The organism is Roseovarius aquimarinus, assembly GCF_043661195.1.
In the GTDB taxonomy this organism is placed as follows: Bacteria; Pseudomonadota; Alphaproteobacteria; order Rhodobacterales; family Rhodobacteraceae; genus Roseovarius; species Roseovarius aquimarinus.
In genome coordinates, this window is the sequence record NZ_JBIHMM010000003.1 from 509834 (window position 1) to 535920 (window position 26087).

A 26087-nucleotide genomic window follows, 5' to 3' on the forward strand; every position below is an offset into this window, starting at 1 on the left:
TATGTCTGACATGCACGCAGAATCCGTCGCCTTCGTCCGTGACACCGCCATTCCGCCCTCGCCGCCCCCCGCCGCCGAGACCGGCGCGGTCAAGTGGATGCGCGCGAACCTGTTCAGCACCTGGGCGAACGCCCTTCTGACCGTGGCGGCGCTCTATTTCATCTATGTGATCGTCGCGGCGGTATGGCCGTGGCTCACCAACGGCGTCTGGACGACGCCGAGCCTTTCGGCCTGCCGCGAGGTGCTTCAGGGCGAAGTCGGCGCCTGCTTCTCGGTCCTGACCGAACGCTGGAACCAGCTTCTCTTCGGGTTCAAGTATCCGAGCGATCAGTACTGGCGCCCGGGCCTCGCCTTCATCCTGCTCTTCGCCGCGCTCGCGCCCGTGATGTTCTTCAAGCTGCCGCGCAAGCTGCTCATCATCACCGCGCTCTATCCCTTCACGGCCTATTGGCTGATCTGGGGCGGCACGATCCTGACCCCGCTCGTCGCCCTTCTGGGCTTCATCGTCGGCTATTTCGCCTATGCGCGGCTGGTGAAGGGCAACTTCGCCGCCGGCTTCTTCGGCGGCATCGTCGCGGCGGCGCTGGTCTGGTGGATCGGCGGCATGATCGTGAACATCATCGCGCCTTCGGACCCTTTCCTCGAAGTCGTGCCCTCGCGCGACATGGGCGGCTTCATGCTGAACCTGATCCTCGGCGTCACCTGCGTGTCGCTCTCGATCCCGCTCGGCATCGTGCTGGCGCTCGGTCGGCAGTCGAACCTGCCGCTCATCAAGGGCATCTGCGTCGTCTTCATCGAATTCATCCGGGGCGTTCCGCTCATCACGCTGCTTTTCGTCGCCAACGTGGTGCTGGCCTACTTCCTGCCGCCGGGCACGACCTTCGATCTGATCCTGCGCGTCATCATCATGATCACGATGTTCGCCTCGGCCTATATCGCCGAGGTGATCCGGGGCGGCCTCGCCGCGCTGCCGAAAGGCCAGTACGAGGCGGGCGACAGCCTGGGCCTCGACTATCCGCAGGCGATGCGCCTCATCATCCTGCCGCAGGCGCTCAAGATCTCCATCCCGGGGATCGTCAACATCGCGGTGGGCCTCTTCAAGGACACGACGCTCGTGTCGGTCATCTCGATGTTCGATCTCGTGGGCATGATCCGCGGCCCGATCCTCGCCTCGACGGAATGGAACGGCGTTTATTGGGAGCTCTTCAGCTTCGCCGCGCTTCTGTTCTTCATCGTCTGCTACGGTATTTCGCAATACTCGCAATGGTTGGAGCGCCAGCTCCAGACCGGTCATCGTTAAGGGAGATCTCCAATGGCCGAAGCTCAAATGAAGGTCTCGGACGAGGTCGCCATCTCGATCCGCAACATGAACAAGTGGTACGGCAGCTTCCACGTGCTGCGCGACATCGACCTGACGGTGAACCGGGGCGAGCGCATCGTGATCTGCGGGCCGTCCGGGTCGGGTAAATCGACGCTTATCCGTTGCATCAACGCCCTCGAAGAGCATCAGAAGGGCACGATCGAAGTGGACGGCACGGTGCTGTCCAACGACATCAAGAACATCGACAAGATCCGGCGCGAGGTCGGCATGTGCTTTCAGCACTTCAACCTCTTCCCGCATCTGACCATTCTCGAGAACTGCACGCTGGCCCCGATCTGGGTGCGCAAGATTCCCAAGGCCGAGGCCGAGAAGACGGCGATGCATTTCCTCGAGAAGGTGAAGATTCCCGATCAGGCCAACAAGTATCCCGGCCAGCTCTCGGGCGGTCAGCAGCAGCGTGTCGCCATCGCCCGCTCGCTCTGCATGAAGCCGCGCATCATGCTCTTCGACGAGCCGACATCGGCGCTCGACCCCGAGATGATCAAGGAAGTGCTCGACACGATGATCGAGCTGGCCGAAGAAGGCATGACCATGCTCTGCGTCACGCACGAGATGGGTTTTGCCCGGCAGGTGGCGAACCGCGTGATCTTCATGGACCAAGGCCAGATCGTCGAGCAGAATGAGCCGGAGGAGTTCTTCAAGAACCCCAAGTCGGAGCGCACTCAGCTGTTCCTGAGCCAGATCCTCGGCCACTGAGGCCGTCCGCATCCTATGAAAAGAGGGCGGGCCGAAAGGCTCGCCCTTCGTCGTTTCGATCAGCGGTGGAAATGGCCCATGTGATAGGCCGATTGCTCCGCCTCTCGCCCGAAAGCCTGGCTGACCGGGCAGGCGCGCCGGGCCTTGCAGCCTTGGCGCAAACAATCCCCGCCTGCCGGTGTGTCGAGAAATCCGTGGCAGGCCGCCACGTCATAGCCCCGCGCCGCGCTCAGCGCATCCACCGGGCAGGCCGTCATGCAGGGCTGTCCCTCGCAGCTGTCACATGGGCGGATCGAGGGCGGGGGCAGGGCGATTTCGCCCGCAAAGCGCAGCGCGCCGCGATAGGACACCCAAAGGCCTTGCGTGTCATGCACCAGCATACCCGCCGGGCTCTGCCACGCGCGCCCCGACGCCATGGCCCAGCGCAGAAAGGGTTGATAGGGCGGCCCGCCGAAGGGAAAGAGCGCCGCGGCCTTCATGTGCTCCGCCAGCGCGCTGATGACGCGCAGCGACCAGCGATCGACCGGATCAGGCGCGCCATCCTGCCACTCGGGACCGGCCTTGAGCGCGGGCCAGAAATCCCGCGCCGGACCCAGAAGGATCACGGTGCCGCCGTCCTCGTGAAGCGCCCCCATCACGTCGAGATGCGCGGCGCTTGCCGCCCTTGTGATGGCGGCGAGGTCCGTCATGCGCGGATCATCGATCCTGCGCCGTGATCGGTGAAGAGCTCGAGCAGCGGCGCGTTCGGCACGCGGCCATCGAGAATGACCACCGCCCGCACTCCCCCCGCGATCGCATCGAGGGCGGTCTCCGTCTTGGGGATCATCCCGCCCGAGATCGTGCCATCGGCGGTCATCGCGCGCACCTGATCGGCCTTGAGATCGGTGATGACATGGCCCGACGCGTCGCGCACCCCGTCCACATCCGTCAGCAGCAAAAGCCGGTCCGCCTTGAGCGCGGCGGCGATGGCGCCGGCCATCGTGTCGCCGTTGATGTTGTAGGTCTCGCCGCCCCGGCCCGCCCCGAGAGGCGCGATCACCGGGATCGCGTCGTCCTTGAAGAGCGTGTGCAGAATGCCCGGATCGACCTCGCTGGGCGCGCCGACGAGGCCGAGTGCCGGATCGGCCGGATCGCAGATCACGAGGTTGGCGTCCTTGCCCGAGAGGCCGACCGCGCGGCCGCCCTGCGCGTTGATTGCCTGCACGATGCGCTTGTTGACGCGCCCCGAGAGGACCATCTCGACGACTTCCATCGTCGCCTCGTCCGTCACGCGCTTGCCGTTCACGAAATCCGACTTGATCGCGAGCTTGTCCAGCATCTCGTTGATCATCGGCCCGCCGCCATGGACGATCACCGGGTTCACACCGACCTGCCGCATGAGCACCACGTCGCGCGCGAAGGTCTCCATCGCCTCGTCGTCGCCCATCGCGTGCCCGCCGAACTTGATGACGACGATGGCGTCGTCATAGCGTTGCAGGTAGGGCAGCGCCTCGCTGAGCGTGCGGGCGGTCGAAATCCAGTCGCGGTTCATGTCTCGTCGCTTCATCTTTCTGTCCTCGGGCCTTCGACTATCGGGCGGCGCGGCCCGGCTTGCAAGCGGTCAGGGCGCTCAGACAAGGCCCGCGATCGTGGCGCGCAGCGTGGGAATGCCGTCGCCCTTCTCGCTCGAGGTCAGGATGAGCTCGGGAAAGGCGGCGGGGTGGCGCTTTAGCTCGCCCCGCACTTGACTGAGGATCGTCTCGAGCTGGGTGCCGCGCAGCTTGTCGGCCTTGGTCAGCACGACCTGAAAGGTCACCGCCGCGCTGTCCAGAAGGCTCATGATCTCGTGATCCACCGCCTTGATGCCGTGGCGCGTGTCTACCAGCACGAAGGCGCGGCGCAGGTTCGCGCGGCCCGAAAGATAGCGCTTGAGCAGCGCCTGCCATTTCTCGACGACGGCCAGAGGCGCGTTGGCATAGCCATAGCCGGGCAAGTCGACGAGATAATGACTGTCCGCGAGCGTGAAGAAGTTCACTTCCTGCGTGCGGCCCGGCGTGTTCGACGCGCGCGCCAGTGCCTTGCGGCCGGTCAGCGCGTTGATGAGCGTCGACTTGCCGACATTCGAGCGCCCGGCGAAGCAGACCTCGATGCGGTCGGCCTCGGGCAGGCCCGACATGGCGACGACGCCCTTGAGAAACTCGGTCTCGCCGGCGAAGAGGATGCGCGCGCGTTCGGCGGTCTGCGGATCGGGCGCCTCGGCCACGGGAAAGGGGAGCGTCTCCATCAGAAAACCTCCGCCACATCGCCCACGGAGATCTCGCCGCTTTGGGTGACGACGCCGTAGAGGCCGAATTCCTGATGGCCCATCGCCTTGAGCGCCCCGAGCGTATCCGCGTCGCGCTCGCCCGTTTCGGGATTGGCGGTGGTGGCACGGCAGCGGATGATGGCCTCGCGCAGCTCGAATTCGGCGCCCCCGATGCGCAAACGGCGCCCGATCCAGTCCCGCTCGGCCCAGGGCGCGAGCCCTTCGAGGTGGATATTCGCGCGCCAGCGTAGCGGCGAGAGATCCTGCCCGAGCCGCGTGCCCAGATCGGCGCCCGAGGCGAGGTTGATGATGCTGATCGAGGGGAAATCCGAATCCGTCATGCCCTGCGCCTCGGCGCGCAGCACGCGCGCGGATTGCGCGCGGCCTTCGGGCATGAGGGGGCGCACCCAGTCCAGAAAGGCGTCCGCCTGACTGTCGGGATCGAAGGTCAGATCGGGGCGCTGCGGGTGGCGCAGCGTGACGGTGCCCGCCTCCACGTCGCTCACCGCCGAGATCGCCATGAGCTGCGGCGCCTTGGCCCCGCGCGAGAAGTTGTTGCAGGACGTCCAGCCCGTTCCGTCCACTTCGGGCGCGGCGGCGTCATGCGCCACCGCCCAGCGGCGATCCCAGGGCAGCGTCTCGCCTGCGCCGAGGCGCACGCGGTCCAGCGCCTCGAAGCCATGGGCCTTGATCGGGTGGCGCCAGATCGCGGCGACGCGTGTCACGACTTGTCGCCCTTCGCCTTCTTTGCCTCGGGCGCATCGCCCTTGGGCTTGCGCTTGAACCCTTCGCGGATATTGCCGAAGACGTCCGGCTTGTAGCCCTGGCTCAGCATGATGAGATATTGCTGGGCGAAGGTGATCATGTTGTTCGCGATCCAGTAGATCACGAGGCCGCTGGCGAACTGGCCCAGCATGAACATGAAGACCCAGGGCATCCAGGCGAAGATCATCTTCTGCGTCGGATCGGTCGGCGTCGGGTTCAGCTTCTGCTGGAGCCACATCGAGACGCCCAGAAGGATGGGCAGCACCCCGAGCGACAGGATCGCGAGGATCGAGTCGGGATTGGGCGCGGCGAAGGGCAGAAGGCCGAAGAGGTTGAGGATCGACGAGGGATCGGGCGCGCTCAGATCCTCGATCCAGCCGATCCACGGCGCATGCCGCAGCTCGAGCGTGACGAAGATCACCTTGTAGAGCGAGAAGAAGATGGGGATCTGAAGAAGGATCGGCAGACAGCCCGAGGCGGGGTTCACCTTCTCGCGCTTGTAGAGCTCCATGATCGACTTCTGCATCTTCTGCTTGTCGTCGCCGGCCTCTTCCTTGAGCTTCTCCATCTGCGGCCCGAGCTCTTTCATCTTGGCCATCGAGACGTAGGACTTGTAGGCCAGCGGCAGCAGCAGCGCCTTGATGAGCAGCGTGAGCGCGATGATCGCCCAGCCCATGTTGCCGATCAGCAGGTTCAGGTAATGCAGCACCGCGAAGATGGGCTTGGTCAGGAAGAAGAACCAGCCCCAGTCGATCGAATCGAGAAAGCGGTCGACGCCGTCCTCGTTCTGGTAATGGCGGATCGTCTCCCATTCCTTGGCGCCGGCGAAGACCTCGAGCCGGGTCGAGGCGCTGGCGCCGGGCGCGACCTCCTGCGTCGGCATGCGCGCGGTCGTCTGGTAGATATCGCGGCGCGTGTCCTGGAGCGTCGTGACATTGAAGCCGCCGGTGTCGCGCGGAATGAGGGTCGTCATCCAGTACTGATCGGTCAGACCGGTCCAGCCGTCCTGCTCGACTGCGACGGTCCTGACGTTGCTGATCGGGTCGAAATCGTCGTAATCGGTCTCGGTCAGCTCGCCATCCGCCATGCGGATGCCGCCCTCGTGCAGGATGAAGAAATTGCGTAGATCGGCGGGCAGGCCGTGCCGCGCGAGAATGCCGTAGGGCGCGAGCGAGACGGCGGCGTCGCCGGTGTTGCGCACCGATTGCTCGACCCCGAACATGAACTTGTCGTCGACCGTGATGACGCGGGTGAACTCGAGCCCCGAGCCGTTCGTCCAGCTCAGCGTGATCGGGCTCTCGGGTGTGAGCGTGCCGCCCTCGGTCTGCTCCCAGAGCGTGTTGGCGCCGGGCACGTCCTCGGCGGTGAGGCCCGTGCCGGGGGCCCAGCCGAAGAGGGCGTAATAGGGCTGCTCGCTGCCGATGGGCGCGAGCAGATCGACGATGGGCGAATCCTCCTCGATCGTCTCGCGGTAATTCTTGAGCGACAGCTGGTCGATGCGCCCGCCCTGAAGCGAGATGCTGCCCTTGAGGCTCGGCGTGTCGATCTCGATGCGCGGCGCATCGGAGGCTTGCGGAGCCTCGGCGGCAGCGTTTCCGCCATCCGTGCCCTCGATCGCGCCCGGCGTCGCGGCCACGTCGCCACCATCCGAGGACTCGCCGATGATGTCGACCGGCGCGTTCGCCGTCGGCTCGGGCGCCGGGAAGAGTACGAACCAGAGCATGATGACGAGGAAACTCAGCACGGTGGCGAGGATTAGGTTCTTGTTCTGATCGTCCATTCGGGCTGCCACTCATCTGTTAGGGGGCTGCGCACCCGGGGCCGCGACATCGGGCACGGGCGCGCGTCACGCGCAACTCGGCCTGCTCCGGATATCGGGGACCGGCTCTCGCGGCGCGGCGGCGCGCGGTCCCCGTGTCCACCTCGGAAAGGCCCACGCGAGGGTTCAACAGAGTGCGGCCCCAAAGGTCAAGCGGATTCCCCTGGTCCGGCGCGCCGAAAGGCCGGTTTGGCCCATGAATTCATCGGATCTGGCGCCCGATCGCCGGCGGCGCCTCGAGACGCGAGACATGGCGCCGCACCCAGGCCGCCGTCTGGTCGAGCGGGAGGGGCCGCCCGATGCCGTAGCCCTGCACGTGGCCGCAGCCGAGCTGTGCCAGCATCGCGTGCTCGCCCGCGGTCTCGACCCCTTCCGCGAGCGTCGCGAGGCCGAGCTGATCCGCCATCGTCAGGATCGCCGAGACCATGCGCTGCTGCTCTGGGTCGCGGTCCACCTTCATCACGAAAGACCGGTCGATCTTAAGGCGCTGCACGGCGAAGCGCCGGATCGACGAGATCGAGGCATGGCCGGTGCCGAAATCGTCGAGATCGATCGGGCAGCCCAGCCCGGACAGCCCCGCGATATTGCGCACGATCATGTCGTCGGGCGACAGGGCGACGACCGTCTCGAGTATCTCGACATTGAGGCGCTGCGCGGCGAGATCGAAGCGGTCGAGCTCCCATTCGACCTTTTTCACGAGGCGCGGATTGCGCAGCTCCTGCGGTGAGAAATTCACGCCTACCTGCGGGATGTCGAGCCCCGCCGCATCCCATGACTTCAGCGCAGCCAGCGCGTTATAGAGGATCACCTCGCCCAGACGCTCCATCGCGCCGGCCTCGTCGAGAAGGGGCAGGAATTCGGCGGGGGCGATCAGGCCGTGGTCGGGATGCACCCAGCGCGCGAGCGCCTCGAACCCGCTGACGCGGCCCGTATCGGTGCAGATCTGCGGCTGGAACCATGGCTGGATCTGCCCGTTCTCGAGCGCGTCCACCGCCGCCGCGCGCATGCCGGGCGAGGAGGTCAGCGCCGGTCTGCGCAGATCGGCGCTGAAGGCGCGCAGGGAGGAGGGGCCGTGCCGACGCGCCTCGGCGAGGGCGGCACCGGCGCTGGCGACGAGGCCCTCGCCGGTGCGGTCCGCGGCCGTGTCGAGCGCGAGTCCGACCGAGGCGGTGACGTAGATCGCGGCCCCGTCGATCACAACCGGCTCCTCGAGCGCGCCCTGGAGCCGGGCGGCAAGGCGCAGCATCACGCCGAGATCGAGCTGCCGCACGGGGGCGAGGCAGATGCCGAGCGTTTCCGGCTCGATCCGCCGCACCACATCGCGCCCGCGCAGGACCGAGCCCGCACGCGCGAGCATCTGGCCCATGACGGCCTCGCCCGCCTCCGCGCCGAGCCGCTCGCCCAGTTCCGCGAAATCGTCGATCTGCATGAGAAGGCAGCCGGTGCGCCGCGCGCTGCGTCCGGCGCGCTCCAGCGCCGCGTCCACGATCCGCTCGAATGCGGCCTCGTCCTCGTCGTCCTCGTCCCTCGTCCCCTCGACGGGTTTGTGCAGCCCCGCGAAGAGCACGCAGACCGGCAGGCCGAGCGCCATCATGAGCAGCATCTGCTCCCCCCCGATCCAGAAGCCGCAGAGGATGAGCGCGGGCAGCAGCGCCAGCGCCACAGGGCCGGACAGGGCGCTGCGCAGGCGCGCGAGGGCGCGCGGGACTACGGGAGGGATATGAGGCGGCATGCGATGACCCTTGAAAGACCGTGCAGCCGCCAGCTTACGCGCGGTGTCTCAACAGCCGCTTAACGCAGCCGGGGAATCTCGCCCTCGGGGTCTTCGCCCGGCGCCGCGCCGAGGGCAAGAGCCGCGAAATCGAAGAGCTTGGGGTCGAGCAGGTGCGACGGGCGCGCGTTCATCAGCGCGCGGAACATCACCTGCCGGCGGCCCGGGCTGTTCTTCTCCCAGCCGTCGAGGATCTGCTTGACCTGCTGGCGCTGCAATCCGTCCTGACTGCCGCAAAGATCGCAGGGGATGATCGGATAGCCCATCGCGGTGCTGAATCTTTCGCAATCGGCCTCGGCCACATGCGCGAGCGGGCGATAGACGAAGAGATCGCCCTCCTCGTTGACCAGCTTGGGCGGCATCGTGGCGAGGCGTCCGCCGTGAAAGAGGTTCATGAAAAACGTCTCGAGAATGTCGTCGCGGTGATGGCCCAGCACCACCGCCGAGCAGCCTTCCTCGCGCGCGATGCGGTAGAGATTGCCGCGCCGCAGCCGCGAGCAGAGCGCGCACATGGTGCGCCCGGCGGGCACCTTGTCGACGACGATGGAATAGGTGTCCTGATACTCGATCCGGTGGGGCACCTGCATCGACTTCAGAAATTCGGGCAGCACCGTCGCCGGGAAATTCGGCTGCCCCTGATCGAGATTGCAGGCCAGAAGGTCGACCGGCAGCATCCCGCGCCATTGCAGCTCGTGGAGAACGGCCAGAAGCGTGTAGCTGTCCTTGCCGCCCGAGAGGCACACGAGCCATTTCGCGCGCGGTCCTCCCCGATCGAGAGAGGCGCGGTCCACCATGCCGTACTGTTCCACCGCCTCGCGCGTCTGGCGCACGATGCGTTTGCGCAGCTTGCGGAATTCCGTGCTGCGGGGCGCGCCCTGAAAGAGCGGGTGGATATCGTCGGCATCATCCAGCATGCGCCGGCTTTAATTGAGTTGGGGCCACCCGGCAAGGGCCGGAACGGGCGCGCGGCGCCGCGCGTTGACCGGCAATTCACCCCGAACCGAAAGGAGACACTCATGCCCCGTTTCATCACATCGACCGCAACCGCCCTCGCCCTGGGCCTCGCCGCGCCCGCCGCAGCCGACTCGGCCGCCATGGCTTCGCTGAACACCGCCGATGGCCAGCCGGCCGGAACCGTTCAGATCCGCGACGCGAATGGCGGCACGCTCTTTCATGCCGAACTGTCGGGGCTGGCGCCCGGCTGGCACAGCTTTCACGTCCACGAGACGGGATCGTGCGAAGACGGCTTCAAGGCAGCGGGCGGGCATTACGCGCCGGACGGCAATGGTCACGGCCTGATGGCCGAGGACGGCGCCCATGCGGGCGATCTGCCGAACATCTACGTCCACGAGACCGGCGAGGCGAAAGCCGAATTCTACAGCGCGCGTCTCACCGTGATGGAGGGCGACGCGCCGCTCATGGACGAGGAGGGGTCGGCCATCATGATCCATGCCCAGCCGGACACCCATCAATCCGAGGCCGAGGCGGGGGACCGCGTGGCCTGCGGGGTCATCACGCAGTCGAAGTGAGGCGAGCCGTGCGGCCTAATCGGGCACGTTGTCGATGCCCGAGCCGCCCCACGGGTGGCAGCGCGCGATGCGGCGCGCTGTCAGCCACGCGCCCTTGATCCCGCCATGGCGCTCGAGCGCCTCGAGCGCATAGGCGCTGCACGTGGGCTGAAACCGGCAGCCATGTCCAACCCACGGGCTGAAGACGAGGCGATAAGCGCGCACCGGCAGTGAAAAGAGGCGCGCGAGCGGGGTCATGACCGCACCCCGTGCAGCTTGCGCAGGGCATGGGCCAGATCGCCCTTGAGAAGGTGAAAGGGGCGGTCCGCCGTCGCCCCGGCCCGGCCGATCAGCACGTAATCCCATCCCGCGCGCCCGGCTTCGGGCAGGACGGCGCGCGCCGCCTCGCGCAGGCGCCGTTTCGCGCGGTTGCGCGCGACGGCGTTGCCGACCTTCTTGGAACAGGTGAAGCCGACGCGGATGCCGCCCGCCTCTTCATGCGCGCCGCGCTGGCGGGCCTGCACCATCATGGATTGGGTGCCCTGCCGAGCGGCACGTGCGGCCATGAGAAAGCTCTTGCGGGTCTTGAGAACCGTCAGCGGCCGGGCCGCCGTGCCGGCATCCGGACATGACGAAGCCGCCGGGGGCATCGTCCCGGTCTCGCGATCGGGGGCCTCCGGCGGCGTCATGTCGTCATCCGTTCGCGTGGCGCTCAGGCGCTCAGGCGCTCAGCGACTTGCGGCCACGGGCGCGGCGCGCGTTCAGGATCTTGCGGCCGGCCTTGGTGGCCATGCGCGCACGAAAGCCGTGGCGGCGCTTGCGAACGAGGTTCGAGGGTTGAAAGGTGCGTTTCATCGCTCCGTCTCCAAATTTGTGCGGACAAAGGCACGCCCTCTCGGGAATCGCGCAAACATCCGGGCATGTCCGAAGCCCGGTCTATAGTAGGGGCATTTGCCCAAGTCAAACCCCGTCCGGCCGATTGTTGCAACAAATCCGCCGCTGCGCCCGCTTCGATGTTACAGAACCGCGTCCGCACGTGAAACAAGCCTTGCCGCAAGGTCACGCGCGATCAATGCCGCGTGAGGTGGCTATCCCCGGACGGGCGGACCCGTCATCTATGAGCCAAGCGCCGCAACCAATGGAAAGGCCCGCGCCATGCAGAAGATATATGAGGACGGCGCCGACGAGACGGGCGCGACCACATCCGAGCGCAAGCACCCGCTGCTGCGCCACGCGCCCCTCGCGCTCATCCTCGCGGTCGCCGCCATCGGCGCCTTCACCTTGCGCGACTATCTGAGCTTCGACACGCTGCGCGACAACCGCGAGGCGCTGCTGGCCTTTCGCGACGCGCATTTCCTCCTGATGGCGGCGGGCTTCGTCGGCATCTACTTCCTGATCGTCGCCTTCTCGCTGCCGGGCGCCGCGGTGGCCTCGGTCACGGGCGGGTTCCTCTTCGGCCTCGGCCTCGGCACCGTCTTCAATGTCGCGGCGGCCACCTTGGGCGCCATCGCCATCTTCCAGGCGGCGCGCATGGGGCTGGGCAAGACGCTCGCCGCGCGCATGGAGGCGGGCGAGGGCACGCTCAAGCGCATCAAGGAGGGGCTGCGCGAGAACGAGATCAGCGTCCTGTTTCTCTTGCGCCTCGTGCCTGCCGTGCCCTTCTTCGTGGCGAACCTGTTGCCCGCGCTGGTCGGCGTGAAGTTCCGCAACTTCGCGCTGACCACCGCGCTCGGCATCATTCCCGGCGCGCTCGTCTTCACATGGATCGGCGTCGGTCTCGGCGAGGTCTTCGACCGCGGCGAGAGCCCGGATCTGAGCCTTCTGTGGGAGCCGCAGATCATCGGCCCGCTTCTGGGCCTCAGCGCGCTGGCCGCGCTGCCCATTCTCATCAAGGCCGTGCGCGGCAAGAAGGGGATCTGAGACGATGAAGAGCGTGAAGACGGATATCCTCGTGATCGGGGCGGGATCGGGCGGCCTGTCGGTGGCGGCGGGCGCGGTCCAGATGGGCGCGAAGGTCGTGCTGCTCGAAGGGCACAAGATGGGCGGCGACTGCCTCAACTACGGCTGCGTCCCCTCTAAAGCCCTGATCGCGAGCGGCAAGGCGGCCCATGCGCAGGCCCATGCCGCGAAATACGGCGTCGCGAACGTGGCGCCGCAGGTGGATTACGCCGCGGCCAAGGATCACGTCGCCGATGTCATCGCCACCATCGCGCCCGTCGACAGCGTCGAGCGGTTCGAGGGGCTGGGCGTCGAGGTGATCGAGGAGTTCGGCCATTTCATCTCGCCCACCGAGGTGCAGGCGGGCGATACCGTCATCACCGCGCGCCGCATCGTCATCGCCACAGGCTCGAGCCCGCTCGTGCCGCCCATTCCCGGCCTCGAGGATGTCCCTTACCTCACCAACGAAACGCTTTTCGATCTGCGCGAGCAGCCCGAGCATTTGCTGATCGTCGGCGGCGGACCCATCGGGATGGAAATGGCGCAGGCGCATCGCCGCCTCGGCAGCCGCGTGACGGTGATCGAGGGCGCCAAGGCGCTTGCCAAGGACGATCCCGAAACGGCGGCCATCGTGCTCGACACGTTGCGCGGCGAGGGGGTCGAGATCGAGGAGGACGCCAAGGCCGCCGAGATCCGTGGCAAGGCCGGCGCGATCGAGGTCGAGGCCGAGGACGGGCGCGTCTTCAAGGGCACGCATCTTCTGATGGCTGTGGGGCGCAAGTCCAATATCGACCGGCTGAACCTCGATGCTGCGGGGATCGAGACCACGAAATCCGGCATCAAGGTCGACGACAGGCTCAAGACCACCAACGCGCGCGTCTATGCCATCGGCGACGTGGCGGGCGGGCTGCAATTCACCCATGTCGCGGGCTATCACGCGGGCATCGTGATCCGCTCGGCGGTGCTCGGCTTGCCCGCCAAGGCGAAGACGAGCCATATCCCATGGGCCACCTATACCGCGCCCGAACTCGCGCAGGTCGGACTGACGGAAGAGACCGCGCGGCAGAAATACGGCGCCAACCTCGAGGTCGTGCGCCACGAATACAGCCATAACGACCGCGCCATCGCCGAGCGCTCGACGCGCGGCCTCATCAAGGTGATGGTGGTGCGCGGCCGTCCCGTCGGCGCCTCCATCGCCGGTGCACAGGCGGGCGAGCTGATCGGGCTTTGGGCATTGGCGCTGGCAAATGACATGAAGATGAGCCAGATTGCTGCCATGGTAGCCCCGTATCCCACGATCGGCGAAGTCAACAAGCGGGCCGCTGGCGCATATTTCTCGCCTCGCCTTTTCGACAGTCCGATGGTCAAGCGCGCGGTGCGCTTCGTGCAACGCTGGCTGCCGTAGGGACCGTGCGGGGCAGAGGACGCGGATGAATTCACTTTCGGGCAGATTCCTGATCCTGACCGCGATCTTCGTGATGCTGGCCGAAGTTCTGATCTTCGTGCCCTCCATCGCGCGGTTTCGCGAGGATTTCCTCCTCTCCAAGCTCGAGCGCGCGCAGATCGCTTCTCTCGCCCGGCTCGCGGGCGACGAGATCAGCCCCGATCTAGAGGATGAGCTTCTGGCCAATGCGGGCGTCTTCAACGTCGTGCTGCGCCGCAACGACGCGCGCCAGCTCGTGCTCTCCTCGCCCTTGCCCTCGCCCATCGTGGCGACATTCGATCTGCGCGATGCGGGCGCGCTCGAATTGATCCGCGATGCGCTCGCCCGGCTCTGGAACACCGAGGATCAGGTCGTGCGCGTGATGGGCATGCCCGTGCGCAGCGCCGGGATGCTGATCGAGGTCACGATGGAGACGGGCACGCTGCGCATGGCCATGATAGATTACGGCCTGCGCATCCTCGTCCTCTCGGCCGTCATCTCGATCATCACCGCGGTGCTTCTCTTCCTCGCCGTGCGGGTCTTTCTGGTCAAACCCATCAGCCGCGTCGTCGGCTCCATGCGCGCCTTCGCGAACGCGCCCGAGGATGCGCGCGGCGTCATCGCGCCCTCCTCCTCGATCACCGAGCTGCGCGCCGCCGAGGAGACGCTGGCCCTGATGCAGACCCAGCTCACCAGCGCGCTGCGCCAGAAGGAGCGCCTCGCCGGTCTCGGCGGCGCCGTTGCCAAGGTGAGCCACGATCTGCGCAACATCCTCACCTCCGCGCAGCTCTTCACCGACCGGCTCGAGACCTCCGAGGACCCGATGGTCAAACGCATGGCGCCCAAGCTCGTCGGCTCGATCACCCGCGCGGTCAATCTCTGCGAATCGACGCTCGCCTACGGCAAGGCCGAGGAGCCCGCGCCGCGCCTGTCGCGCTTCGCGCTTCTCGACATCGTGACCGATGTTCTGGACAGCGAGCGCCTCTCGGCGGGCGATGCCGACATCAGCTTTTCCGAGGATGTGCGCGCGGGCTTTCAGCTGAGGGCCGATCCGGAGCAGCTCTACCGCGTGATCGCCAATCTCGTGCGCAACGCGCGCCAGGCCATCGTGACGAGCGGCCGGCCCGGGGAGATCAACGTGCAGGCCGACGAGACGGACGACGCCGTGACGATCCGCATCACCGACACCGGCCCGGGCCTGCCGCCCAAGGCCCGCGAGCATCTCTTCACGCCCTTCACGGGCGGTGCGACGAAAGGCGGCTCCGGCCTCGGCCTCACGATTTCCTCCGAACTCGTGCGCGGTCACGGCGGCTCGCTCACGCTTGAGCATACCGGCCCGACCGGCACGTCCTTCGTGATCGTGCTGCCCAAGGGTGACCTCGGATCATGACGATTTTCTGCCATTCGGCGCTTGCAAAGCCCGAACGCAGCCTTTAATGCCTCCCCTCGTGGACCGATAGCTCAGCTGGATAGAGTACTTGACTACGAATCAAGGGGTCGGGGGTTCGAATCCTCCTCGGTCCGCCACAAACTTCCTCTAGTTTCAGTATTTCGCGAGAAGTCGGTTGCTCGATGGCAGATGTGTCGCTGCCGTGCGCGCATCAAAAGCGCACTTCCTGACGCCTATTTGCGCCGAGCGGTCGTCTCCACGGGCATCGCGTTCGACGCGATGATCGACGCGATGGCGAAGCAGGGGAAACATGTCTCCAGCCCGATAGCGCGGTCGAGGATGTCCTTGATCATATCTTGGCAACACGCGATGGCGCGCGCGGCGATCCCGAGCGGATAATCGTGCCCGCCGGAGACTGGATGGCGCTTCGTGGCACCCTTCCAGCGGCGGCCTCTACGATCCTGCGTTTGCGTCTCCTGCGGTCCCGAACCAGAGCCCATCAAACCAGCCCTGCGCGAATCATATGCGATCCGAGTCGAAATCGATTCGGACAAGCTGCCGTTACGGCAATTAGCGGCGTTCGCACCTTACGTCAGCGGCAGCCAAGTGGCCGGGATTACTGCGATTTAGAGTGGAGCGGGCGACACGTTAAGCGCGAGCGGCGGAAAGAAGTCGCGCCGCGCTCTAAAGTATGGCCGTCATGATCTTCAGCTACTCGGAGCGCGCCCTTTGCGCGATCCCCCCTGCCGGGGTTCGGTGAAACATTACCCGTATAGAGGGTGACTTACCGAAGATTTTCGTTCCGCCGCCCTCATCTCTCGTCAGGTTGAGGACCGGCCAATGGAACTTCTGGCACTGCTGCTGCCCGCCCTTCTGGGGGCGTCTATCTTCGCCGGTTCCGGCGGGGAAGAGGATATGCCCGAGGGCGAGACGGACGAGAGCGGCGCCGAGGCGGAAATGCAGACGCCTCCCGCCCCTGCGGACGATCTTCTGACAATGGCCTTCGAGGATGAGATCGTCGTGAGCGACATCGTGCAGGATGAGCCTGCGATCGGCGTGGACCAGATCGTCGTTGAAGACATGGCGGACGACGCGCCCGAAGCGCTCGAGGACGCGCCCGTCGCCGCTGCGCCGGAAGAAATCACGCTGTCCGAGACGCCCGCCGAGGATGAGGAGGCGCCCGCGCTTCAAGCCGTGGTCGAGGATGAGGCCGAGGAAGAAGAGGACTTGGCAGAGGGTCCCGTGGTGCCGGAGCAGGACGGCCTGACACCCGGCGTGAAGATCTCGATGTCGGTCACCGACACGGCGGCCACCGGCGAGATCGTCACGAGCCGCATGTTCGGCGGCAACACGGTCTATGTCGCCAATACCGACAATGGCGCACCGACCGAGGGCTATACCGACGCTGTGGACGAGCTGGGGATCGAGCATTACCGCTTCCCGGCGGGGCAGGGCGATCCCTTCCCGAACATGGTGGACGGCGTCCAGTGGCTCAATGTCATGGAGATGCAGCCCAATGCGGAGGGCGAGATGGACCTGCGCCCCGAGCTGACGGACATGCTCGACTGGGCGCGCGCACAGGGCGGTCAGGTGACGCTCGTGATCCCGACGCGGATCTGGGACGAGGAGGACTACGCCACCTATCTCGACGACGTGATGCCGCCCTTCGTGGAGAAGGTGCTGGGCGAATACGGCGATGTGATCGAGGCCTTCGAGGTCGGCAACGAGTATTGGGCGACGATGGCCGAGGCGGAATACGGCGCCAAGGCGAATATCGCGGTTCTGGCGCTCAAGGACGCGATGGAGGACGCGGGCTGGGACGCGCTCGAGCAGCCCGATATCCTCGTGCAGATGGCGACGCCCACCGGCCAGTCCGATTTCCACGGCGCGCTCGACAGCCGCAGCTACGGCACGCGGATCATCGACGCCAACCAGACCATCATCGACAAGCTCGACCCCGAGGCGCGCGAGGCGATCGACGGCGTGGTCGATCACTACTATTACCGCCAGACCGAGATGGCCTTCACCGACGGCAATCACGAGAAGAACTACATCAACCGCGATTTCGATGTCTGGGCCGACAATTTCGACAAGGATCTCGATCTGCACCTGACCGAATGGGGCGTGCGCGGCTCGAACTACACCGAGAACGGCATGCGCGCGGCCTCGGTCATGCTCGAGCAGTTCGAGAACATGCTCGAGATGGGCGCGGACGGCGCGCATGTCTGGCCGGTCAAGCACAACACCTCGAACGATCTGGCCGGGGCCGCGAACCATCCGCTGATCCAGGACGAGGAAGGCCGCGTTCTCAACAGCGTGCGCGGCGCGATGTTCGACCGGATGAGCGAGAGCCTCGTCGGCACGGAACTGATCGAGACGCATTTCTCCAACGACGATGGCCGCGTCGAGATCAACACCTTCCAGTCGGACGACAAGACCGTGGTCTATGTCTCCTCCCGCACGCTCGACGTGCTCGAGCTCGACCTCGATCTGACGGGCCTCGTGGGCGAGATCGCGGGCGCGACGGGGATGAAGATCTCCGTCGATCAGAGCACGGGCCGCGCCGACGGCACGCATTGGCGCTCGGACACGGGCCGCGCGGACGCCAACTCGATCAAGATCGACGGCGAGGATTACTACTACGACGAGCATGACGTCTACGCGATGTTCACGGACTACACCTTCGACTCCTCCTCGGCGATCGAGATGCGGCTCAAGCCCTTCGAGGTCATGGAGATCGTCTTCGCCAAGGGCGGCACCGTCGCCGGCACCGTGCCGGCGGGCGAAGAAGTAAGCACCATCGACGGCGGCGGCCAGACGGACAGCCTCACCGGCGGCGAAGGGTCCGACTCGATTTCGGGCTACGGCATGGACGATATGCTCGACGGTCTGGCGGGCGACGATGTGCTGAACGGGCATAGCGGCGACGACACGATCATCGGCGGCTCGGGCAACGACGATCTGCGCGGCGGCCCCGGTGACGACGTGCTGCGCGGCTGGGGCGGCGACGACACGCTTGGCGGTCATGACGGCGACGACGATCTGGCCGGCAATCAGGGCGACGACGTGATCGCGGGCCACGAGGGCAATGACGTGATGCGCGGCGGCGCGGACGATGACACCATGTATGGCGGCGAAGGCGACGACACGATCACCGGCGACGAGGGCGCCGATACGCTTTCGGGCGGGCTCGGGGCGGATTGCTTCTGCTTCGACGAGGGCGATCTGACGGTCGGCGACACGATCACCGATTTCTTGCCCGAAGAGGATGTCATCCTTATCGACATGGCCGATGTGACCTCGCTCTCGGATCTGACCGCGCAAGAGGTGCCGGGCGGCGTGCGGCTCAGCTTCGGCGACGAAGGCAGCCTCTTCCTTCAGGGCGCCCTGCGCATCGAGGATGTCATGAACCCCCGCAACTTCCATTTCGGTTCGCTGCGCTGAGAGGCGGCTGCGGACGCGTAGGAACAGGCCTTCCGTGCAGGCCGCTTGCGCCCCTGCCTGCGCCCCGAATGGAACCTATCAGGGGCTGAAAGCGTCTCCTTAGGCAATGGCGCGAAGCTGTGCGCGGGCGAGGCTCCCGCGCCGAGCCGTTCGCGCCGAGGATACGCCCTGCGATCCGGCCGCTCCCCACCGGGACGGCCGCGCGCAGCACCTGAAAGGAGACGGCTGATGACCGACCACGCACCGAACCGCCCGCGACACGCGGCACTTGCGGCTTGCCCCGAAGCGCCGGAGCGCAGCTTCCAGATCGGATTGATCGCTCTGACCTGCGCGCTTGCCCTTCTGCCGGCCTTCGCTTTGGCAGGTGACGATACCTCCAAGGATGCCGAGGCCGCCGAGATCGAGACCGAAGCCGCCGAAGAAGCCGCCGAGGACGAGCGTGAGCCCGCCGAGATTGTCGACGAGTCCTCGCCCGATCTCAAGACGCCCGAGGAGGTCGAGGGCGAGCTTGCCCCCGACGATACGGTCGAGGAAGGTCTCGACGTCGATGACGTGACCGAAGAGGCCGAGGTGCCCGAAGAGGACGCCAACCCGAACCCGGTCGTCCCGCAAGGTGGCGTCATCCCGCCCGCGTCGATCAAGGATGAAGCGGACCAGTAACTCCGCTTGGCGTGACGGGGAAAATCAAAGGCCGGCCACTCGGCGCCATGAGGCGCGATTGGCCGGCCTTTTCGCGCTCAGTCCTCCATCCTCAGTCGTAGCGCAGCTCCGTCGCCTTGCCCCGGAAGATGTAGTAGGACAGAAGCGTGTAGCCTGCGATCGACGGAAGCACGAAAAGCGTTCCGATCAGGATGATGAAGAGGCTCTCGGGCGCGGATGCGGCCTCGTAGATCGTGATGCTTTCGGGCACGACATAGGGATAGAACGAATAGGCCATGCCCCCGAAGGCGAGGATGAACAGCCCCGTCGCGGCGGCGAAGGGTGTCCAGGCCCAGCCGTCGTTGACGCGCGGCAGGCGGCGCAGCTTCCACCACAGGAAGCCGACGAGCGCCGCCGAGAGGATCGGCATAGGCATGAGGTAGAGCATCTGCGGCATGCCGAACCACTTATCGAAAATCCGCTCCGACACGAAGGGCGTCGCAAGCGAGATCGCCCCGATCCCGAGCACCAGACCCCATATGCCGCCCCGCGCCCAGCGGATCGCATGCGCCTGAAGCGCGCCCCCGGTCTTGAGGATCAGCCACGTCGCCCCGATGAAGCTGTAGCCGACCGTCAGGAAGACCGCCGTCAATAGCGCGAAAGCCACGTTGGGCAGCGTCCAGGCGAGGCCCATGATGTACATGCCGAGCATGAAGCCCTGCGCGAGCGACGCCATGAGCGATCCGGCGAAGAAGGCCGCGTTCCACATGCCTTTCTGGCGGGGCGGCGCCTTGGCGCGCAGCTCGAACGAGACGCCCCTCAGGATGAGGCCGATCAGCATGACGAAGACCGGCAGGTAGAGCGCCGTCAGGATCACGCCATGCGCCGGCGGGAAGGCCACCAGCAAAAGGCCGATGGCCAGAACGAGCCACGTCTCGTTCGCGTCCCAGAAAGGCCCGATCGAGGCGACGAGCATGTCCTTCTCGCGCGCGTCGGCCAGCGGCATGAGCAGCCCCACGCCCAGATCGAAGCCGTCGAGCACGACATAGATGAGGATCGACGCGCCCATGAGCGCGGCGAAGGTCCAGGGCAGCCAGACGGCGGGATCGCCGAACATTTCCATCATCATTCTCCCGGCTGCAAGACGGCCGCTTCCGCCTCACCGGCAGCAGGCTGCTCGCGGTTCGGCAGCGGATCGCCCTTCGCGGCTTTGCGCGCGAGGTAGGTGATGGCCGCGATATAGGCGAGGATCAGCGCGGCGTAGATCACGAGATATCCGACCAGCGTGGTCCAGACCATGCCCGAGGGCACGTCGCTCACCGCGTCCTTGGTGCTGAGCACGCCCTGTACCAGCCACGGCTGGCGGCCGATCTCGGTCGTGTACCAGCCGGCAAGCGTTGCGATCCAGCCGCTGAAGCTCATCGCGCAGAAGGCATAGAGCGGCAGGCGCGGCATGTCGGCGGCACCGTACCGGCGCAGCAGGTAGAGACCGCCCCAGGACAGCGCCAACATCGCCATGCCGACACCCACCATGATGCGGAAGCTGTAGAAGACCGGCGCCACGGGCGGGTGCAGAACCTGGCCGTCTTCGGTGACGAAGTCGTTGAGGCCGGGCACCACGCCATCCACCGAATGCTTGAGGATGAGCGATGCGCCGTTCGGCACGCCGATCTCGAAATCGTTGCTGCGCGTCTCCTCGTTGGGCACGCCGAAGAGGACCAGCGGCACGTTCGGCCCAGTTTCCCAGTTGCCCTCCATCGCGGCCACCTTGGCCGGCTGATATTCGAGCGTGTTGAGGCCGTGCATGTCGCCTGCGAGGATCTGGAGCGGGATGAGGCCCGCGGCGAGGAAGATACCGGTGCGCAGCGCCGATTTCACCGCCTCGCCCCGATCGCCCCAGAGCATCCGCAGCGCCGAGATACCGGCGATCAGGAAGGCGACGGTGAGGCCCGAGGCCAGCATCATATGCGTGAACCGGTAGGGCATCGACGGGTTGAAGATGATCTGCATCCAGTCGGTCGCATGCACGACGCCTTCGCGCAGCTCGTAGCCTTGGGGCGTGTGCATCCACGAGTTCAGCACGATGATCCAGAAGGTCGACATCGTGGTGCCGAACGCCACGAGGAAGGTGGCGGTCGTGTGCACCCAGGGCTTCACCCGCGACGCGCCGAAGAGCATGATCCCGAGGAACACGGCCTCGAGGAAGAAGGCCGTCATGATCTCGTAGGCCAGAAGCGGCCCGGCGACGTTGCCCACCGTCTCCATGAAGCCCGGCCAGTTGGTGCCGAACTGGAAGGACATGGTGATGCCCGACACGACGCCCATCGCGAAGCTGAGCGCGAACACCTTGACCCAGAACATGTAGGCGTCCATCCACTTCTTCTCGCCCGTCGCCGAAAAGCGCAGCTTGAAGAACAAGAGCACCCATCCGAGCGCGATCGTGATCGTCGGAAAGAGGATGTGAAACGAGATGTTGGCACCGAACTGGATGCGCGACAAAAGCAGTGTGTCCACCGAAAACTCCGAAAAATGAAGCGAATGGTCAGGGCGTATGACGGATATATAGGCCGCGGGCCCGCTACCGCACCGTCATGCGACAATCCGCGCTTGTGCTTTGAGCCGCACGGCGCATTTGCGGGCGGCGCGGTGATGATGTAGCCAAGACGCGAGGATTTCGCGAAAGACCGACCATGCCCCTTGCCGATTGCCGAGTCATCGACCTGCCCAAGATCACGGATGCGCGCGGCAACCTGACCTTCGTGGAGGGCGGCAATCATATCCCCTTCGACATCCGCCGGGTCTATTACCTCTATGATGTGCCCGGCGGCGCCGACCGGGGCGAGCATGCGCACAAGGCGCTGCACCAGTTCGTCATCTGCATGTCGGGCAGTTTCGATCTGGTTCTCGACGACGGTTTCGCGTCGAAGCGCTTTCACCTCAACCGCTCCTATTTCGGGATCTATGTCTGCCCCATGATGTGGCGCAATCTCGACAATTTCTCGTCCGGATCGGTCTGCATGGTCATGGCGTCGGCCCCCTATGACGAGGGCGATTACATCCGCGACCGGTCCGAATTTCTCGCCGCCGTGGGTGCCGCATGAAGGTTCCTTTTCTCGATCTGGCCGCCGCCGCGGCGCCGATTCAGCCCGAGATCGAAGCGGCGCTTCTGCGCGCCGCGCGTTCGGGCCATTTCATCGGCGGCCCCGAGCTCGAGCACTTCGAGGCGGATTTCGCGGCCTATCTGGGCGCTCCGCACTGCCTCGGCGTGGCGAACGGGCTCGATGCGCTCGCGCTCGGGCTGCGTGCGATGGGCCTCGGGCCGGGCGACGAGGCCATCGTGCCGTCGAACACCTATATTGCGACATGGCTCGCCGTCTCGCAATGCGGCGCGCGTCCTGTGCCGGTCGAGCCGCGCGAGGATACCTACAATCTCGATCCCGCGCGGATCGAGGAGGCGGTGACGCCGCGCACCAGGGCGATCCTGCCGGTCCACCTATACGGTCAGCCCGCCGATATGGACGCGATAAACGAGATCGCAGCGCGGCACGGGCTGCATGTGTTGCAGGACGCGGCGCAGGCGCATGGCGCCGGCTACAAGGGCCGCAAGGTCGGCGCGTCAGGCTCCTGCACCTGGAGTTTCTACCCGTCGAAGAACCTCGGCGCGCTGGGCGATGGCGGCGCGCTGACGACGGACGATGCGGGCATCGCGCATGCGGTCGGCGTTCTGCGCAATTACGGCTCGCAGGTGAAATACGAGAACGAGGTCAAGGGCGTGAACAGCCGACTCGATCCGATTCAGGCCGCGGTCCTCTCGGTCAAGCTGAGATCGCTGGATCGCGCCACCGCCCGCCGCCGCGAGATCGCGGCGCGCTATTCGGCGGCCTTCGCGAAAGCGGGTCTCGATCATCCGCATGTGCCCGATTGGGCCGATCCGGTCTGGCATCTCTACGTCATGCGCCATCCCGAGCGGGACGCCTTTCAGGCGCGTCTGGCGGAGGCGGGTATCGGCACGGTCATTCATTATCCCATCCCGCCGCATCGCCAGAAAGCCTATGCCGATGCGGGCCTCGCCGAGGGCAGCCTTCCCCTGGCCGAGACGCTGGCCCGCGAGGTGGTGAGCCTGCCGATGTGCCCCGCGCAGACCGACGCGCAGACCGATCACGTGATCGACCGGGTGATCGCCCTTTTCTGAACGCTCAGGGGATCAACAGCCTGATCGCGAAGGCCACCGCGCCCAGAACCGCGATAGAGGCCAGCCATATCCCCGCGAACCATGCGAGGCGCCGCCAGAGCGCGCGCGGCGCGCGCGGCATCAGTGATAGCCTTTCTCGGGGTCGATCTTGCCGCGAAAGACCCAGTAGGCATAGGCGGTATAGGCGAGAATGATCGGCAACAGGACGGACGCGCCGACCAGCATGAAGATCTGGCTTCGTGCGGGGGCGGCCGCCTCGTAGATCGTCACCTCGGTCGGCACGATATAGGGGAACATCGACACGCCGAGTCCGATGAAACAGATCGCGAAGAGCAGGAGCGAGAGCACGAACGGGCGGTATTCGTGGTGATGCACCGTCAGCGAGCGGAACATAAGCGCCGCGATCAGCAGCACCGACGCGGCGACGCCCGCCGCCAGCAGGATGTTCCAGCCGCCGAACCAGCGGCTGTAATAGCCCTCCTGAAGAAACGGGGTCCAGAGGCTGACGATGCCGATGAAGACGAGCGTCGCGACGCCGAGCGGCCAGGCGCGCTTGCGCATCCGCTCCTGCAACTCGCCCGAGGTCTTTGCGACGAGCCAGGTCGCGCCCAGAAGCGTGTAGCCCACCATCACGGCGACCCCCACGGTGAGCGAGAAGGGCGTCAGCCAGTCCCACCAGCCACCCGCATAGGCGCGTGCGGCCTCGTCGATATCGATGCCTTGCAGGATCGCCCCGAGCGCCACCCCCTGCGCGAGCGACGCCACCGCCGAGCCGCCGATAAAGGCCGCGTCCCACGCCCAGCGCCCGCGCTCGGTCTTCCAGCGGAATTCGAACGCGACGCCGCGAAAGACGAGCGCGAGCAGCATCGCGATGATCGGCACGTAGAGCGCGGGCAGAATGAGCGCATAAGCGAGCGGAAAGGCCGCGAAAAGCCCGCCCCCGCCCAGAACGAGCCATGTCTCGTTGCCGTCCCAGACGGGCGCCACGGAATTCATGATGACATCGCGGTCTGTCTTGCGCCGCTCGACCGCGAAGAGCATCCCGAGGCCAAGATCGAACCCGTCGAGCACCACATAGACCAGCACCGCGAAGGCGATGAGAAAGGCCCAGGTCGTGGTGAGATCGAGCGAGAAACCTTCTGCGAGGGGCATGGCCTATTCTCCTGCGACGGCGCCGGGACGGCGCGCGGCCTCTTCGGGGGCGGCGGTCAGGCCCGCGGTGCGGGTCGGACCCTGGACATCGTCCTTCATCCGCGTCTCGTCCGATTTGGGCGGGCGCGACATGAGCCGCATGATGTAGAATGTGCCCGCGCCGAAGACGGCGAAATAGATCACGACGAAGGCCACGAGCGAGGCGCCCACCGCTGGCGCATCGAGCGGTGCAGCGCTGTCGGCGGTGCGCAGAAGGCCATAGACGGTATAGGGCTGTCGGCCCACCTCGGTCGTGACCCAGCCCGCCAGCACCGCGACAAGGCCCGATGGACCCATCGCCACCGCCGCGCGGTGCAGCCACGGCGCCTCGTGAAGCCGCCCCCGCCAGCGCGCGACGAGCGACCAGATCCCGATGCCCAGCATCGCGAAGCCGAGCGCGACCATGATCCGGAAGGACCAGAAGACGATGGCGACCGGCGGCTGTTCGTCATCCGGGACCGTGTCGAGCCCGTCGAGCGGCGCGTTCAGATCGTGCTTGAGGATCAGCGACGACAGCTTGGGAATGCCGACCGCGTAATCCAGCGTCTGCGTCTCGTCATTCGGCAGGCCGAACAGGTAGAGCGGCGCGCCGTCCGGGTGGCTTTCGTAATGGCCCTCCATCGCCATGACCTTGGCGGGCTGATGCTCGAGCGTGTTGATGCCGTGCAGATCGCCCAGGAAGATCTGCACCGGCGCCACGATGGCGGCCATCCACATCGCCATCGAGAACATCGTGCGCGTCGCGGGCGAGGCGACCTCGCCCCGGCGCCGATGGCGCAGAAGGTGGTAGGCACCGACGCCGCCCACGATGAAGGCGGTGGTGAGATAGGCCGCCGTGACGGTATGCGCGAGACGGTAGGGAAAGGAGGGATTGAAGATGATCTGCCAGAAATCCTCGGGCATGAACTGGCTGGTGTCGGGGTCGATGCTGAAGCCCGCGGGAGTGTGCATCCAGCTGTTGACGCTGAGAATCCAGAAGGCCGAGAAGAACGTGCCGAAGGCGACAGCCGCGCAGGCCGCCATATGGAGCTTCTCGCCCACCTTGTCGCGCCCGAAGAGCATGATGCCCAGAAATCCGGCCTCGAGGAAAAAGGCCGAGAGCACCTCGTAGGCCATGGGCGCGCCGATAACCGGGCCCGCCTTGTCCGAAAAGACGCTCCAGTTCGTGCCGAACTGATAGGACATGACGATGCCCGACACGACGCCCATCGCGAAGGCGAGGGCGAAGATCTTGACCCAATATCGGAAAAGATCGAGGTATCTGTGCTCGCGCGTGGTCAGCCACAACCCGTTCAAGACGGCGAGATAGCTGGCGAGGCCGATGGTGAAGGCGGGGAAAAGGAAGTGGAACGAGACGGTGAAGGCGAACTGGATGCGCGCCAGAAGAATGGCGTCAAATGATCCAAGCATACCCAGCGTCTCCTGTTGACCCTGAACGGGTAACTGCGCGTCGCGGCATTTGGTTTCACCGGGGCGGCGAGTTGCGTGGCCGCAACCCTGCGATTGCCAGCGCCGCGGCCGATCACGTTCCCGTCAGATCCTCTGCGATGATCCCTGGTTTCGGACAGCAAGCCTCTGACGCGGAACGCGAATGTCAGGATCCCCGAGCTTGAGCCCGGCAGTCTTCTGCCGCAGGGCCCCGCTCC

The 26087-nt window shown here is 66.1% G+C and carries 25 protein-coding genes and 1 tRNA gene; 11 read left to right on the top strand and 15 right to left on the bottom strand.

Going from position 1 to position 26087, the window contains the following annotated elements; translation table 11 throughout:
* Position 1 precedes the first annotated feature (1 nt).
* On the top strand, positions 2–1300 hold the full coding sequence (locus ACGRVM_RS13080; RefSeq protein ID WP_377172324.1) for an amino acid ABC transporter permease: 1299 nt from the start codon (positions 2–4) through the stop codon (positions 1298–1300).
* A gap of 12 nt (positions 1301–1312) precedes the next feature.
* The gene (locus tag ACGRVM_RS13085) at positions 1313–2077 is read left to right on the top strand and encodes an amino acid ABC transporter ATP-binding protein (RefSeq protein WP_377172325.1); all 765 of its coding nucleotides are present in this window, start codon (positions 1313–1315) and stop codon (positions 2075–2077) included.
* Between the two features lie 59 nt (positions 2078–2136).
* Here ACGRVM_RS13085 and ACGRVM_RS13090 read toward each other — a convergent pair whose 3' ends face one another.
* The 7 genes from ACGRVM_RS13090 to ttcA all read right to left on the bottom strand — a co-directional run bounded on the left by ACGRVM_RS13090 (position 2137) and on the right by ttcA (position 9630).
* Positions 2137–2766, bottom strand: a complete 630-nt coding sequence (locus tag ACGRVM_RS13090) for a ferredoxin (protein ID WP_377172326.1) — start codon at positions 2764–2766, stop codon at positions 2137–2139.
* Positions 2763–3623 carry an acetylglutamate kinase gene (gene argB, locus ACGRVM_RS13095; protein WP_377172327.1) on the bottom strand — a complete coding sequence of 287 codons (861 nt, stop codon included), beginning with the start codon at positions 3621–3623 and terminating at the stop codon, positions 2763–2765. Before argB ends, ACGRVM_RS13090 begins: the two co-directional genes overlap by 4 nt.
* Positions 3624–3686: 63 nt before the next feature.
* Positions 3687–4340, bottom strand: a complete 654-nt coding sequence (gene yihA, locus ACGRVM_RS13100; protein WP_377172328.1) for a ribosome biogenesis GTP-binding protein YihA/YsxC — start codon at positions 4338–4340, stop codon at positions 3687–3689.
* Complete coding sequence (locus ACGRVM_RS13105) at positions 4340–5086, bottom strand: MOSC domain-containing protein (RefSeq protein WP_377172329.1); 747 nt, start codon at positions 5084–5086, stop codon at positions 4340–4342. Before ACGRVM_RS13105 ends, yihA begins: the two co-directional genes overlap by 1 nt.
* Positions 5083–6906: a membrane protein insertase YidC gene (gene yidC, locus ACGRVM_RS13110; protein WP_377172330.1), complete on the bottom strand. Its 1824-nt coding sequence runs from the start codon at positions 6904–6906 to the stop codon at positions 5083–5085. Before yidC ends, ACGRVM_RS13105 begins: the two co-directional genes overlap by 4 nt.
* Positions 6907–7147: 241 nt before the next feature.
* Positions 7148–8677, bottom strand: a complete 1530-nt coding sequence (locus ACGRVM_RS13115) for a putative bifunctional diguanylate cyclase/phosphodiesterase (protein ID WP_377172331.1) — start codon at positions 8675–8677, stop codon at positions 7148–7150.
* Positions 8678–8736: 59 nt separating this feature from the next.
* Positions 8737–9630: a tRNA 2-thiocytidine(32) synthetase TtcA gene (gene ttcA / locus ACGRVM_RS13120; protein WP_377172332.1), complete on the bottom strand. Its 894-nt coding sequence runs from the start codon at positions 9628–9630 to the stop codon at positions 8737–8739.
* Between the two features lie 102 nt (positions 9631–9732).
* On the opposite strand from ttcA, the gene ACGRVM_RS13125 reads away from it, so the two are divergent.
* Positions 9733–10245 carry a superoxide dismutase family protein gene (locus tag ACGRVM_RS13125; protein WP_377172333.1) on the top strand — a complete coding sequence of 171 codons (513 nt, stop codon included), beginning with the start codon at positions 9733–9735 and terminating at the stop codon, positions 10243–10245.
* A 15-nt stretch (positions 10246–10260) separates the two neighbouring features.
* On the opposite strand, the gene yidD is transcribed toward ACGRVM_RS13125, so the two are convergent.
* The 3 genes from yidD to rpmH are packed head-to-tail and all read right to left on the bottom strand — an operon-like array spanning position 10261 to position 11079.
* Positions 10261–10482 (bottom strand): membrane protein insertion efficiency factor YidD, encoded by a 222-nt coding sequence (gene yidD / locus ACGRVM_RS13130; protein WP_377172334.1) that lies wholly within the window; start codon positions 10480–10482, stop codon positions 10261–10263.
* Entirely contained in the window at positions 10479–10913 is a 435-nt protein-coding gene (gene rnpA, locus ACGRVM_RS13135; RefSeq protein WP_377172335.1) for a ribonuclease P protein component, read from the bottom strand. The genes yidD and rnpA overlap by 4 nt, the downstream gene beginning before the upstream one ends.
* A gap of 31 nt (positions 10914–10944) precedes the next feature.
* Positions 10945–11079, bottom strand: coding sequence for a 50S ribosomal protein L34 (gene rpmH, locus ACGRVM_RS13140; RefSeq protein WP_012177012.1), 135 nt, complete (start codon positions 11077–11079; stop codon positions 10945–10947).
* A gap of 300 nt (positions 11080–11379) precedes the next feature.
* Between rpmH and ACGRVM_RS13145 the strand changes: the two genes are divergently transcribed.
* From ACGRVM_RS13145 to ACGRVM_RS13170, 6 genes are all read left to right on the top strand, one after another.
* Complete coding sequence (locus tag ACGRVM_RS13145; RefSeq protein ID WP_377172336.1) at positions 11380–12144, top strand: TVP38/TMEM64 family protein; 765 nt, start codon at positions 11380–11382, stop codon at positions 12142–12144.
* A gap of 4 nt (positions 12145–12148) precedes the next feature.
* Positions 12149–13567: a dihydrolipoyl dehydrogenase family protein gene (locus ACGRVM_RS13150; RefSeq protein ID WP_377172337.1), complete on the top strand. Its 1419-nt coding sequence runs from the start codon at positions 12149–12151 to the stop codon at positions 13565–13567.
* A gap of 25 nt (positions 13568–13592) precedes the next feature.
* Complete coding sequence (locus ACGRVM_RS13155) at positions 13593–14975, top strand: sensor histidine kinase (protein WP_377172338.1); 1383 nt, start codon at positions 13593–13595, stop codon at positions 14973–14975.
* Positions 14976–15035: 60 nt separating this feature from the next.
* A tRNA-Arg gene (locus ACGRVM_RS13160) sits at positions 15036–15112 on the top strand.
* Between the two features lie 703 nt (positions 15113–15815).
* On the top strand, positions 15816–18419 hold the full coding sequence (locus tag ACGRVM_RS13165; RefSeq protein WP_377172339.1) for a calcium-binding protein: 2604 nt from the start codon (positions 15816–15818) through the stop codon (positions 18417–18419).
* Positions 18420–18647: 228 nt separating this feature from the next.
* Positions 18648–19079, top strand: a complete 432-nt coding sequence (locus ACGRVM_RS13170) for a hypothetical protein (RefSeq protein WP_377172340.1) — start codon at positions 18648–18650, stop codon at positions 19077–19079.
* Between the two features lie 91 nt (positions 19080–19170).
* Here ACGRVM_RS13170 and ACGRVM_RS13175 read toward each other — a convergent pair whose 3' ends face one another.
* Both ACGRVM_RS13175 and ACGRVM_RS13180 read right to left on the bottom strand, forming a co-directional pair.
* The gene (locus ACGRVM_RS13175) at positions 19171–20181 is read right to left on the bottom strand and encodes a cytochrome d ubiquinol oxidase subunit II (protein WP_377172463.1); all 1011 of its coding nucleotides are present in this window, start codon (positions 20179–20181) and stop codon (positions 19171–19173) included.
* Between the two features lie 2 nt (positions 20182–20183).
* Complete coding sequence (locus ACGRVM_RS13180; RefSeq protein ID WP_377172341.1) at positions 20184–21572, bottom strand: cytochrome ubiquinol oxidase subunit I; 1389 nt, start codon at positions 21570–21572, stop codon at positions 20184–20186.
* A 176-nt stretch (positions 21573–21748) separates the two neighbouring features.
* On the opposite strand from ACGRVM_RS13180, the gene ACGRVM_RS13185 reads away from it, so the two are divergent.
* The gene (locus ACGRVM_RS13185; RefSeq protein ID WP_377172342.1) at positions 21749–22159 is read left to right on the top strand and encodes a sugar 3,4-ketoisomerase; all 411 of its coding nucleotides are present in this window, start codon (positions 21749–21751) and stop codon (positions 22157–22159) included.
* On the top strand, positions 22156–23250 hold the full coding sequence (locus ACGRVM_RS13190) for a DegT/DnrJ/EryC1/StrS family aminotransferase (protein ID WP_377172343.1): 1095 nt from the start codon (positions 22156–22158) through the stop codon (positions 23248–23250). The genes ACGRVM_RS13185 and ACGRVM_RS13190 overlap by 4 nt, the downstream gene beginning before the upstream one ends.
* A gap of 4 nt (positions 23251–23254) precedes the next feature.
* On the opposite strand, the gene ACGRVM_RS13195 is transcribed toward ACGRVM_RS13190, so the two are convergent.
* From ACGRVM_RS13195 to ACGRVM_RS13205, 3 genes are read right to left on the bottom strand one after another with little or no spacing between them, the layout of a single operon-like run.
* A complete protein-coding gene (locus tag ACGRVM_RS13195; RefSeq protein ID WP_377172344.1) occupies positions 23255–23371 on the bottom strand; it encodes a DUF2474 family protein in 117 nt (38 codons plus the stop codon).
* Positions 23371–24402, bottom strand: coding sequence for a cytochrome d ubiquinol oxidase subunit II (cydB, locus tag ACGRVM_RS13200; protein ID WP_377172345.1), 1032 nt, complete (start codon positions 24400–24402; stop codon positions 23371–23373). Before cydB ends, ACGRVM_RS13195 begins: the two co-directional genes overlap by 1 nt.
* A gap of 3 nt (positions 24403–24405) precedes the next feature.
* A complete protein-coding gene (locus ACGRVM_RS13205; RefSeq protein ID WP_377172346.1) occupies positions 24406–25851 on the bottom strand; it encodes a cytochrome ubiquinol oxidase subunit I in 1446 nt (481 codons plus the stop codon).
* Positions 25852–26087 lie beyond the last annotated feature (236 nt).